Source organism: Pontibacter sp. E15-1 (assembly GCF_022601975.1).
Lineage (GTDB): Bacteria > Bacteroidota > Bacteroidia > Cytophagales > Hymenobacteraceae > Pontibacter.
Genome location: NZ_JAKVIR010000012.1, coordinates 17,423 through 29,805, shown reverse-complemented (window position 1 = coordinate 29,805; position 12,383 = coordinate 17,423). Strand labels below are relative to the sequence as shown.

Here is a 12,383-nt window from a genome sequence, read left to right as displayed (position 1 = left end):
TTTCCCACATGCAAGAGCTCAGCGTCCGGCACCTGTTAGGCATCAAAGACATTACTCCGCAAGACATACAGCTCATTTTTGAGACGGCGGACAACTTTAAGGATGTGCTCAACAGGCCAATCAAGAAAGTGCCCTCGCTGCGCGATATTACCATCGCCAACGTCTTCTTCGAGAACTCCACCCGCACGCGCCTCTCCTTCGAGCTGGCCGAGAAGCGGCTTTCGGCCGACGTGGTGAACTTCAGCAGCAGCAGCAGCTCCGTGAAGAAAGGCGAGACCCTGCTCGACACCGTCAACAACATCCTGGCCATGAAGGTAGACATGATCGTGATGCGCCACTCCAGCCCGGGTGCGCCGCACTTCCTGTCGAACCACATCAAGGCCAATATCGTGAACGCCGGCGACGGCACCCACGAACACCCCACGCAGGCGCTGCTCGACTCTTTCTCCATCCGGGAGAAGCTCGGCGAAGTGGCAGGCAAAAAAGTCGTGATCATCGGTGATATCCTGCACTCACGGGTTGCGCTGTCCAACATCTTCGCGCTCCAGAAGCTGGGAGCCGAGGTAATGGTGTGCGGCCCTACCACGCTCCTGCCCAGGCACATCAGGCAGCTCGGGGTGCTGGTGGAAACGGATGTGCGGCGGGCGCTGCAGTGGTGCGATGTGGCAAACGTGCTGCGCATACAGCTGGAGCGGATGCAGATGAAGTATTTCCCGTCGTTGCGCGAGTACACGCTCTACTATGGCATCGACAAGAAGATGCTCGACAGCCTGGACAAAGAGATTACGCTGATGCATCCCGGCCCCATAAACCGAGGCGTGGAACTGAGCAGCGATGCTGCCGACTCCCACCACTCCATCATACTGAACCAGGTAGAAAACGGTGTGGCAATCCGGATGGCAGTGCTATACCTCCTGGCTCAGAAGCAGTAACAGCACTGCTTTTATACATACTCATTAACAAGGCCTCTATGGTGCTCAATTGAGCACCATAGAGGCCTTGTTAAATATAACCGATCCGCAAAATGCTTATCGGTTTGCTCCAGCATATATAGGCATAGCACCTTCTGTTTGGCATATATACCCTAAATGCACTGGCTCTGATTGCTAATGCGTATGAGCCGCTTGCAATGTGCGTGCCTCTAAAACAAAAGAGGCCGCAAGATAATCCTGCGGCCTCTTTGTACTTAATGATGAGTTGTTACTCAAGGTTCAGTTGCATGTCAGGTGTGTTCATTTCGAAACCTACCCTTCTGTTTTTCGCTCTCGCGGATTCAGTTCTGCGACGTGACTGGCGCTGGTTAACCTGCACCAGTGGCTGTGTTTCACCGTAACCTTTTGTTACCATACGGTCAGGGTTCTGCACACCTTGCTGAATCAAGTACTCTTTCACGGCTTCTGCTCTACGCTCAGACAGAACCTGGTTGTACTCCTCAGAGCCGATGAAGTCTGCATGGCCTTTGATCAGCAACACATGGTCAGGGTACTTAGAAAGGGCTACCACAATGCTGTCAAGCAGTTGCTTGTATGAATCCTGCACACGGGCTTGGTCAAACTCAAAGCGAACTTTCTCTTCCAGTAACTTCAATGTTGCCTGGTCAAGCTCAGGGCATCCTTTTGTCTCGATTGTACCCGGAGAGTTAGGGCAGTTGTCCTCGTTGTCTGGCACACCGTCACCGTCAGAGTCTACTGGGCAACCATTCGGGCCTACCTGCACACCTGCTGGCGTGTCTGGGCACTCATCCTGGTCATCTGCTACACCGTCACCATCTGCGTCAGGGCAACCCTGCAGCGCTACAGTACCCGCTTGGTCTGGGCAACGGTCATCTTTGTCAGCTACGTTGTCGTTGTCACGGTCAGGGCATCCCTGCGTTGCAACAGTTCCGGCCTCGGTTGGGCACTGGTCCTGATAGTCTGCCACGCCGTCACCGTCAGAGTCAATCGGGCAACCTTTTTTGTCTACCTGCACACCCGTTGGGGTATCCGGGCATTCATCTCTTTTGTCAGACACGCCGTCACCGTCTGTGTCTGTCGCTCTGCCAAGGTTAAAGCCCAGGCCTACATTGTGCATCAGGAAGCGATCGTTTTCACCGCTAAAAATGCCGTCGATCTTATCCTGGCCAATAATCATGTAATTTGATTCTACAAACGCGCTTACGGCATCAGAGAAACGGAAACGGATACCCGCGCCGCCTTTCAGGGCACTTGTAAAGAATTTGTCGTCCTGCTGGCGGATTTGATTGGCAACAGCGTCTGTTTTAGCCCAGGCACCACCACCAGCAACCTGCAGGTATGGCCCAATGAAGGCATCCTCTTTCAGGATAGTGCCATACATTTTTAGCCGAACGGCAAGCATGGCTGTTCCTATCTGCGCATCAAAATGGGTAAAGTCATCTATGCGCGCTTCTGCGCTACCGTAGGTTAGATGCAATCCAGCGTCGAACGAAGGACTGATATAGCGGTTGAGGTTTAGGCCACCGCCCCACTCGAGCCTATTGTTATCCCAGAACTGGTTTTCAACTTCACCCTTATACTGTAAAGCGCTTCCGTATATCTGGAGATTCATTGGCTGGTCTGAGCTTTGCGCGAACAGTTGATTGCTTGCCGTGAGCAAGAAAACAAGCGCCAAAGCCAGTCTACTTAGTTTTGTAAGTTGTGTTTGCATGATTTTACAAAGTATATTTTGATATGACAATACGTGCATGTTTGGAAAGGTGTTTCTATTCTGCCTAAAAAATAGGCGCGCCTCTGCATTCAAGGCAGCGGCTTTTGCACGAAAATTTAGCGGGAGGAGAAGTTTTTCCATAGGCACGGTACAAAGGTTAGTGTTCTAATACCCTCACTGCCACTGTCATTCTCAGTTTGGAAGCATTTGTGGGGGCACATTTTATTATACTTCAAACTCATACAGCTGCACAAGGTTGTACACGGCTATTTTTTTTGATGCAACCGAACGAATTTCAGTGTAAGGACAACAATAAAGGTTGCCGGCACTTTGCTGACAACCTATTCTGTGGCTTTGTAAAGAGCAGTTCTTACTGTTGCATCAGCCGCTCAATAGCGTCGGCTTCAATCGGAATATGCTGCATCAGGTTTTTGGGCCCCTGCGGGGTAATCAGGATATCGTCTTCCAGCCGGATTCCGATGCCTTCCTCCCGGATGTAGATGCCTGGCTCGCAGGTGAACACCATACCCGCCTCAAACGGCCGGAACCGGTTGCCGACGTCGTGCACATCCAAGCCGAGGTGGTGCGAGGTGCCGTGCATGAAATATCTTTTGTAGAGCGGATTCACCGGGTCCTGGTGGCGGATATCCTGCTCGTTCAGCAAGCCGAGCCTGATCAGTTCGTTTTCCATCACGGTGCCCACAAACTTATGGTACTGCCCGAGCGTGTTGCCGGGCACCAGCATCTGGGTAGCGGCCTTCATCACAGCCAGCACCGAGTTATACACCTCCCGTTGGCGCGGCGTGAACTTGCCGCTTACCGGCACCGTGCGCGTCAGGTCGGCGGCGTAGTTGGCATATTCCGCCCCGAAGTCCATGAGTACCAGTTCGCCCTCCTCGCACTCCTGGTTATTGTCTGTATAGTGCAGGATGCAGGCGTTGCCGCCCGAGGCGATGATGGGGGCGTAGGCCGGGCCCCGGGAGCGGTTGCGCAGGAACTCGTGGTACAGCTCGGCCTCTATCTCATACTCCATCACGCCGGGACTGATGAAACCGAGCAGGCGGCGAAAGGCTTTCTCTGTAATGTCGCAGGCCTGCTGGATCAGGGCCACCTCCTGCTCCGACTTAACGGCACGCAGCTGATGCAGGATTGGGGCGCTGCGCTCATACTTGTGCAGCGGGTAAAGTTCTTTTACTTTCTTGATAAACCGGGCATCGCGGGTCTCCACCTCTACCACGGCGCGCAGGTGCTCGTTTGTGTTCAGGTAGATGTGCTCCGCCTCGAACAACTGGCTGCCCAGCACTTGCTCAAACTGGTGTGTCCAGAGGATGCTCCCGATGCCCGACACCTCCCGCGCCTGCTCCTTGGTGAGTTTATACCCCTCCCAGGTCAGGATTTGGTCGTTTGTCTCGCGCACAAAAAGCACCTCCCGCATGCGCTCGTCCTTCGCATCCGGGAAAAGCATCAGGATGCTTTCTTCCTGGTCTATGCCAGACAGGTAGAACAAGTCGCTGCTTTGCCGGAAAGGCAGCGTGCCGTCGGCGTTGGTCGGCATCACGTCGTTGGAGTGAAAGACAGCGACGGAAGATGGCTTGAGCTGTTTTACAAAGCGGCGGCGGTTGCGCACAAACAACCCTTGCGCTATAGGCAGATACTTCATGGTTCGTCTCTTTTTGTAGCGTTGCGTAACGTCTTAAATGTACTAAATTTTGCTTGATTGGCAATTGAGGCACTTTTTCATACTCCCCTCCTGCCATCCTTCCCGGCAATAGCCCAATCGCCATACCCAGCAAAGCATTTTTTTATGGCGATTAAAGGCGGCGCATTTGGATATTGCCCGAAACTTTTCCTACATTTAGCACACACTTTAGGGGTGTTCTTCCCAAACCAACGCGGCAGAACTGAGAAATACCCTCTGAACCTGATACAGTTAGCACTGACGAAGGGAAAAGTCATGACGATACACACACCTGTCCTCCTACTTCTTCTTGTTTCCGCTTGGGCGGTAAGCGCCACTGCTAGCTGCATCCCAAACCGAGCAAACCATGACAATTTTCCTGAATAACCACGAAAGGGAGCTCTCTGAGCCGGCCACAGTAACTGCTGTGCTCCAGCTTCTGGAGCTTCCGCACAGCCGCGGCCTTGCCATCGCGATCAACAACGAGGTGCTACCCCGCGACCAATGGCCCACGCACCAGCTACGGCCCAACGACCGCCTCACGCTTATCCGCGCGACCCAGGGCGGCTGACCCGACCCTATACCAATTTAAATTGGCTTTCTATGGTGCAAGCGTCCGCTTGTGCTAGCCAGAAGGTCAGCATTCGCAAAAGGGCACAAGCGGACGCTTGCGCTGGGAATTTTAGATGATTGCGCCAGAAACCCTATCAAGAAATTTATCACACCAAGAAAATATGAGACAAGAGAAAACACCAACCGACAACACCATTACGCGCACGCCTTTCCCGGGCTCGCGCAAGGTATACATCCCCGGACAGCTCCACGACATTAAGGTGGCCATGCGCGAGATCTCGCTGGAAGACACTGTGACCAGTTTCCTGGGGGTAGAAGAGCGCGAGCAAAACCCGGCCGTGACGGTATACGACACCAGCGGCCCCTATACCGACGAGGACGCAGCGATTGACGTGCGCAATGGCCTGCCCCGCCTGCGCGAGGAGTGGGTGCTGCGGCGTGGGGACGTGGAGCAGCTAGCCGGTATCACGTCGGCGTATGGCCAGGAGCGCCTGCACGACGAGCGCCTGCAAGAACTGCGCTTCGGGCACCTGAGCAAACCCTACCGCGCCAAAGCGGGCCAGAACGTGACGCAGCTGCACTATGCCCGCAAAGGCATCATCACGCCGGAGATGGAGTACATCGCCATCCGGGAGAACCAGCGCCTGACGGAGCAGGAGAGCATCAGCCATCAGCACGTGGGCAACAGCTTTGGCGCCAACACCCCGAAAGGCTTCATCACCCCGGAGTTTGTGCGGCAGGAGGTGGCCGCCGGCCGTGCGGTTATACCCTCCAACATTAACCACCCCGAAAGCGAACCGATGATCATTGGCCGCAACTTCCTGGTGAAGATCAACGCTAACATCGGCAACTCGGCCGTCACGTCCAGCATCGAGGAAGAAGTGGAGAAGGCGGTATGGGCCTGCCGCTGGGGCGCCGACACCATCATGGACCTCTCGACGGGCAAGAACATCCACGAAACCCGCGAGTGGATCATCCGCAACTCGCCTGTCCCGATCGGCACCGTGCCGATTTACCAGGCGCTGGAGAAGGTGAACGGCAAAGCCGAGAACCTGACCTGGGAGATTTTCCGGGACACGCTGATAGAGCAGGCCGAGCAGGGCGTGGATTATTTCACTATCCATGCCGGGGTGCTGCTGCGCTACGTGCCGCTCACGGCCAAGCGTCTGACGGGCATCGTGTCGCGGGGCGGCTCGATCATGGCCAAATGGTGCCTGGCGCATCACCAGGAGAACTTCCTCTACACCCACTTCGAGGAAATTTGCGAGATTATGAAAGCCTATGATGTGGCCTTCTCGCTGGGCGACGGCCTGCGCCCAGGCTCCATCGCCGATGCCAACGACGCCGCGCAGTTCGCTGAGTTGGAGACACTGGGAGAATTGACCAAGATTGCCTGGAAGCACGACGTGCAGGTGATTATCGAGGGGCCGGGCCACATCCCGATGCACCTTATTAAGGAGAACATGGACAAGCAGCTGGAGGTATGCGGCGAGGCGCCCTTTTATACCCTCGGCCCCCTCACCACCGACATCGCCCCCGGCTACGACCACATCACCTCGGCCATTGGCGCGGCTATGATCGGGTGGTATGGCACGGCCATGCTTTGCTACGTGACCCCAAAAGAGCACCTCGGCCTGCCCAACCGGAAGGACGTGAAAGATGGCGTGATCACCTACAAGCTTGCCGCGCACGCCGCCGACCTGGCCAAAGGCCACCCCGGTGTCCAGCACCGCGACAACGCCCTGAGCAAAGCCCGTTTCGAGTTCCGCTGGCAGGACCAGTTTAACCTGGCCCTCGACCCCGATACCGCCCGCGAGTACCACGACGAAACACTGCCGGCCGAAGGTGCCAAGGTCGCCCACTTCTGCTCGATGTGCGGCCCAAACTTCTGCTCGATGAAAATCACGCAGGAGGTGCGCGACTACGCCCGGCAAAAGGAAACGTCAGCGGAAGAGGCGCTACAGAAAGGCATGCAGGAGCAGGCGGCTGTTTTCAAGGCCAAAGGCTCTGAGATTTACTCATAGCCCAAGAGTAGTCGCTGGCGCGCGCTTGCAGCCTTATCCTTTTAACTAACACCACGCCATGCCAAAGCAAAGACCTTATACCCTTTCCATTGCCGGGTTCGACCCCAGCGGGGGGGCGGGCCTAACGGCGGACAGTAAAACGTTTGAGGCGCTGAAAGTGCAGGGACTGAGTGCGTGCACGGCCATCACTTACCAGCATGAGGCGATGTTTGCGGGAGTGGACTGGCTGGGTATAGGGCAACTCGAAAAGCAGCTGACCGCCCTGCTGGGCAGGTATAAAGTGCCCTTTGCCAAGATCGGGCTGGTGCAAAGCATGGATGCGCTGCTACAGGTGCTGGAGTTGGTGCAACGGCTGTCGCCGGAGACGAAGCTGGTCTGGGATCCGATTCTGAAGGCCAGCGCGAGCTTTCCCTTCCACGAGGAGGTGCATGCAGCGCAGTTGGAGGAACTTTGCCAGCGGCTATACCTCATCACCCCAAACTGGAACGAGATGCAGCAGCTGATGCCCCACCTGCCCCCAATGGAAGCCGCCGCAGCTCTGAGCCTGCATTGCCACGTGCTGCTGAAAGGCGGCCACAACGAGGCTAAACCCGGCTACGACTACCTGTTCAGCAATGGCACAATGCGGTCTTTCCGGCCCAAGCAGCCGGTGCCGCAGGGCAAACACGGCTCTGGATGTGTTTTGTCGGCCGCAGTTACGGCGCTGTTGGCGCAGGGCTACCCGCTCCCCAAGGCCTGTCGCAAAGCCAAAGACTATACCACCCGCTTCCTCAACAGCAACAGCACTTTGTTAGGCTATCACTATTTATAAGTATGATTTCGAAACTACATTATATTACACAGCAGCAACCAGGCTTTACCCATGCCATGGCGGCCGAAGCTGCCTGCCGGGCAGGGGTCGACTGGCTACAGTTGCGCGTAAAAGGCCAGCCCGACGCGGTATGGAAGGACCAGGCCCTGCAAACAAAGGCCATCTGCCGCCACTATGGCTGCACTTTTATCCTGAACGACAATGCGGCCCTGGCTGCCGAGGTAGATGCTGATGGCGTGCACCTGGGCCAGCAGGACATGCCGCCAGTGGAGGCGCGCGCGCTGCTAGGCCCGAACAAAATCATCGGTGGCACAGCAAACACCTTTGCAGACATCGAGCGCCTGGCTGCGCAAGGAGTCGATTACATTGGCTTGGGCCCGTTCCGCTTTACCCGCACCAAGCAAAACCTGAGCCCCATACTCGGCCTGGAAGGGTATACCGCCCTGCTCCGGCAATGCCGTGAGGCAGGCATTCTGATCCCAATTATTGCCATTGGCGGCATCGAAGTATCGGATCTGCCGCAGTTGCTGTCCACAGGAGTTCATGGCGTCGCCGTTTCCTCGGCCATTGCGCAGGCAACAGATAGAAGCGACGCCGTTGCCAACTTCCACCATCACATCAGTTTAAACCCAGCACCTTCGTATGAAACCACTACAAATAGCTGATAAAACCTTTACCTCGCGCCTCTTTACCGGCACCGGCAAGTTCGGCTCGGGCCGGCAGATGGAAGAGGCGCTGCTGGCCTCCGGCTCCGAGCTGGTGACCGTGGCCCTGAAACGCGTGGACGTGCAGCACGGCCAGGATGATATTCTGCCATACCTTGCGCACCCGCAGTTCAACCTGCTGCCCAACACCTCAGGCGTGCGAAATGCCAAAGAGGCTGTGTTTGCCGCCCAGCTGGCGCGCGAGGCACTGGAAACAAACTGGCTCAAGCTGGAGATCCACCCAGACCCGAAATACCTCCTCCCCGACCCCATCGAGACGCTGAAGGCCACCGAGGAACTCGCGAAGCTTGGCTTTGTGGTGCTGCCCTACATCCACGCCGACCCGGTGCTGTGCAAGCGCCTCGAGGAAGTGGGTGCGGCAGCCGTCATGCCCCTGGGCTCCCCCATCGGCAGCAACAACGGCCTCCTGACCCGCGAGTTCCTGAAGATTATCATTCAGCAAAGCAAGGTGCCCGTGGTGGTGGATGCCGGTATTGGGGCGCCCTCGCATGCCGCCGAAGCCATGGAACTGGGGGCCGATGCGGTGCTGGTGAACACCGCTATAGCCGTATCCCAGAACCCGGTGCAAATGGCCCGGGCCTTTCAGCTGGCTGTGGAGGCCGGACGTATAGCGTATGAGGCAAAACTGGCACCAACCGGAATCACGGCGCAGGCCAGCAGCCCGCTCACTTCTTTTCTGGATGCGCTTTAATTGAGGTATCGTAGGGCCAGGTCGCGACCTGTCCGCTACAGCCCCTTAAGCAACCATGATAGGATGAGGTTTTAATGAGACGGTTCAGCAAAGAATTAACCGGCACCATTGCCGGTGTAGATTGGACAGGTCGCGACCTGTCCCTACTTAACTTTTAACTAAAATGAGTTTTAACGCCATTTTCGAAAATCACAACTGGGACGAGGCAAAGCAAAGCATCTATGCCAAAACCAGCGTAGATGTGGAGCAGGCGCTGGCAAGGCCGGTGCGTACCCTGGAGGATTTCAAAGCGCTGATCTCGCCGGCGGCGGCCCCTTACCTGGAGCAGATGGCGGCCCTGAGCCAGCAGCTTACCCAGAAACGGTTCGGGAAAACGCTGCAGCTATACATCCCGCTCTACCTCTCCAACGAGTGCCAGAACATCTGCACTTACTGCGGCTTCAGCCTCGACAACCCCATGCCCCGCACCACACTTACCAAGGAGCAGATTCTGAAGGAGGTGGAGGTGATCAAGGGGTATGGCTACGACCATGTGCTGCTGGTAACCGGCGAGGCCAGCAAAACTGTGGGTATGGACTATTTTAAAGAGGTGCTGCCCTTGATCCGGCCCTACTTCTCGCACATTTCCATGGAGGTGCAGCCGCTGGACCAGGAGGAGTATGCACAACTGGCTTCGCTGGGGCTGAACACGGTGCTGGTATACCAGGAGACGTACCACCAGGAGGATTACAAAAAACATCACCCGAAGGGAAAGAAATCGAATTTCCAGTACCGCCTCGAAACCCCCGACCGACTGGGCCAGGCCGGTATCCACAAAATCGGTCTGGGCGTGCTGATCGGGCTGGAGGACTGGCGCACCGACAGCTTTTATACCGCGCTGCACCTGCAGTACCTCGAGCGCACCTACTGGCAAACCAAGTACAGCATCTCGTTCCCGCGGCTCCGCCCATTCTCCGGCGGCCTGCCCCCCAAGGTGGAGATGAGCGACCGGGAGTTGGTACAGCTGATCTGCGCTTACCGCATCTGGAACGAGGAAGCAGAACTTTCGCTCTCGACGCGGGAGAGCCAGCATTTTCGCAATAATGTTATTAAATTAGGGATTACGTCTGTCAGCGCGGGCTCTAAAACCGATCCGGGCGGGTATGCGGGGGGTATAAACGCCCTGGAGCAGTTCGAGATCAGCGACGAGCGCACCCCGGCCGAAATCGTGCAGATGATCCGCCACCAGGGGTATGACGCCATCTGGAAAGACTGGGACAGCGTTTTAAGTTAGAGATATAGAAAGTTAGAGAAGTAGAGAGTCAAGAAATTAAAGGGTATGAGTTTAGCGGGGGAACGTTCAACAATCTAACCATTCAACAATTTAACAATCATCAACCAAAATGTTAGGCAAAGCAGAGAGAGAGCGGTATGGCAGGCAGATGATTTTGCCGGAGTTGGGCGAGACTGGCCAGCAAAAGCTGAAGCAGTCCCGGGTGCTGGTGATTGGCGCGGGCGGACTCGGGTGCCCGGTGCTGCAGTACCTGACTGCGGCAGGCGTGGGCACCATCGGCATTGCCGACATGGATGTGGTGAGCGAGAGCAACCTGCACCGTCAGATCCTGTATACCTCCGCTGATGTGGGCGAGCCGAAGGTAACAGTTGCTGCCCGGAGGCTGGCCCAGCAAAACCCATACGTGCAGTTTGCGCTGCACCCCGCCGGAATAAGCGTGGAAAATGCGCTGGAGCTGGTGCAGGACTATGACCTGGTGGTAGACGGCTCCGACAACTTCCCGACCCGCTACCTCGTGAGCGACGCCTGCACCATCCTGCAAACGCCGCTTGTCTTCGGGGCCATCTCGCAGTTCGAGGGGCAGGTGTCGGTGTTCAATTACCATAACGGACCAAGTTACCGTTGCCTGTTTCCAGAGCCCCCTCCCGCTGGTGAGATCCCGAATTGCGCCGAGGCGGGTGTGCTTGGGGTGCTGCCGGGCATCATCGGCACGCTGCAGGCAACCGAGGCGATAAAGATTATCTGCGGTTTGGGCGAGGTGGCTTCCGGCAAGCTGCTACTGTTCGATGCACTTTCCCTCCATTTTTCCTCCTTCAAGTTTCCGCGCACCCACTATGCCGATACTGTAACTTCGCTTCAGGCAAGTTATGGCGTTACCTGTGCCGTGGATCGGGAAATATCGGCGAGCGAGTTGCAGGCCTGGCAGGAAGCGGGCAAACAAGTGCAGGTGCTGGATGTGCGCGAGTTGCAGGAGTATGAGGCCTATAATATTGGCGGTGACGCAGTGCCACTGTCTGAGTTGGAGGAAGTGCTGGACACGCTGGCCCTGCAGCCTGAGGTAGTGGTGCTTTGCCAGTCGGGGGTGCGCAGTAAGCGGGCGATTGCCTTGTTGGAAGCTCGTTTCCCGGAGGTGCAGTTTTACAACCTGGCGGGTGGCCTGGCGGCGTGGGAGGAGTAGCGGTGTAGAAATTTGTGTCTGTTTTATTAGCAGCTGCCTTCGCTCAGACACTCACAGGTCTTGCAGACGCTGTGAGGTCTTCTCTGAACTGAAGCAGTCTGCGGTATGCCTGCACTGGCTCCGGGTTTCCCCAAACAGCCCCTAGCACGGCGGCCCCGGCAAACCCCAGGTTTTGTACCAGTGGTAGTTTTTCCGCAGTTATACCACCCAGCGCCACAAGCGGCAGCGTTGCCTTTGGGAGGGCTGCTTTCAAATCATCTGAGGTAAAGGCGGCGGGGTAGTCTTTTTTGGAGATGCTCTGGAAAACCGGGCTCAGGAAAGCGTAATCAAGGTATGGCTGTGGCTGCTGCACGGCCCCGAGGGTATGAAACGAGGAGGAGAAAATGAGGCGTCCTTTCTCAGTTGTGGCAGTGGCAGCTCGCTCAGTCTCCCGGAAATGCAGCCCTTTTACGGCAAACTCCTGCGCCAGCGCATGATGCGTGTGCAGCATGATGTGCCGGTGATACCGCTCCGGCAGTAGCTGCAGCCAGTTGCGTAGTTCCGGCAGGGTTGCCCCGGGCTTGCGCACATGCAGTGTCTGCAGCCCAAGCGCAAAAAGCTGGCAGCATACCTGCTGCTCCTGCCCCACCCGCTCCGGCGACGTGATCACGATCAGTTCCATCCCGCATTCTCCAGACAACCCATCCAACTAGTGCTTCGCCAAATTAAAAATTAGAAATTAAGAATTAAAAATGAGGCATAAAAGCAGCTTTTCTTCCTATACAAGC

General features: G+C 56.4%; 11 protein-coding genes and 1 riboswitch. Of the genes, 8 read left to right on the top strand and 3 right to left on the bottom strand.

Annotated elements, in window-relative coordinates:
- Window positions 1-8 precede the first annotated feature (8 nt).
- On the top strand, window positions 9-932 hold the full coding sequence (locus MKJ04_RS09830) for an aspartate carbamoyltransferase catalytic subunit (protein ID WP_241641459.1): 924 nt from the start codon (window positions 9-11) through the stop codon (window positions 930-932).
- Between the two features lie 268 nt (window positions 933-1,200).
- On the opposite strand, the gene MKJ04_RS22865 is transcribed toward MKJ04_RS09830, so the two are convergent.
- Both MKJ04_RS22865 and MKJ04_RS09810 read right to left on the bottom strand, forming a co-directional pair.
- Window positions 1,201-2,664: an OmpA family protein gene (locus MKJ04_RS22865; RefSeq protein WP_317246712.1), complete on the bottom strand. Its 1,464-nt coding sequence runs from the start codon at window positions 2,662-2,664 to the stop codon at window positions 1,201-1,203.
- Window positions 2,665-3,034: 370 nt separating this feature from the next.
- Window positions 3,035-4,324 (bottom strand): aminopeptidase P N-terminal domain-containing protein, encoded by a 1,290-nt coding sequence (locus MKJ04_RS09810; protein WP_241641458.1) that lies wholly within the window; start codon window positions 4,322-4,324, stop codon window positions 3,035-3,037.
- Between the two features lie 199 nt (window positions 4,325-4,523).
- Window positions 4,524-4,629: riboswitch (TPP riboswitch) on the top strand.
- Window positions 4,630-4,709: 80 nt separating this feature from the next.
- Here MKJ04_RS09810 and thiS point away from each other — a divergent pair.
- From thiS to moeB, 7 genes are all read left to right on the top strand, one after another.
- Window positions 4,710-4,913: a sulfur carrier protein ThiS gene (gene thiS / locus MKJ04_RS09805; RefSeq protein WP_241641457.1), complete on the top strand. Its 204-nt coding sequence runs from the start codon at window positions 4,710-4,712 to the stop codon at window positions 4,911-4,913.
- Window positions 4,914-5,076: 163 nt separating this feature from the next.
- Window positions 5,077-6,939, top strand: coding sequence for a phosphomethylpyrimidine synthase ThiC (gene thiC, locus MKJ04_RS09800; RefSeq protein ID WP_241641456.1), 1,863 nt, complete (start codon window positions 5,077-5,079; stop codon window positions 6,937-6,939).
- A 58-nt stretch (window positions 6,940-6,997) separates the two neighbouring features.
- Window positions 6,998-7,750, top strand: coding sequence for a hydroxymethylpyrimidine/phosphomethylpyrimidine kinase (locus MKJ04_RS09795; protein ID WP_241641455.1), 753 nt, complete (start codon window positions 6,998-7,000; stop codon window positions 7,748-7,750).
- Between the two features lie 2 nt (window positions 7,751-7,752).
- Window positions 7,753-8,415: a thiamine phosphate synthase gene (locus MKJ04_RS09790; protein WP_241641454.1), complete on the top strand. Its 663-nt coding sequence runs from the start codon at window positions 7,753-7,755 to the stop codon at window positions 8,413-8,415.
- Entirely contained in the window at window positions 8,393-9,166 is a 774-nt protein-coding gene (locus MKJ04_RS09785; protein ID WP_241641453.1) for a thiazole synthase, read from the top strand. The genes MKJ04_RS09790 and MKJ04_RS09785 overlap by 23 nt, the downstream gene beginning before the upstream one ends.
- Window positions 9,167-9,329: 163 nt before the next feature.
- Window positions 9,330-10,439, top strand: coding sequence for a 2-iminoacetate synthase ThiH (gene thiH / locus MKJ04_RS09780; protein ID WP_241641451.1), 1,110 nt, complete (start codon window positions 9,330-9,332; stop codon window positions 10,437-10,439).
- Between the two features lie 109 nt (window positions 10,440-10,548).
- Entirely contained in the window at window positions 10,549-11,616 is a 1,068-nt protein-coding gene (moeB, locus tag MKJ04_RS09775; protein WP_241641449.1) for a molybdopterin-synthase adenylyltransferase MoeB, read from the top strand.
- 43 nt (window positions 11,617-11,659) lie between these two features.
- Here moeB and MKJ04_RS09770 read toward each other — a convergent pair whose 3' ends face one another.
- Entirely contained in the window at window positions 11,660-12,304 is a 645-nt protein-coding gene (locus MKJ04_RS09770; RefSeq protein ID WP_241641448.1) for a thiamine phosphate synthase, read from the bottom strand.
- Window positions 12,305-12,383: the final 79 nt, after the last annotated feature.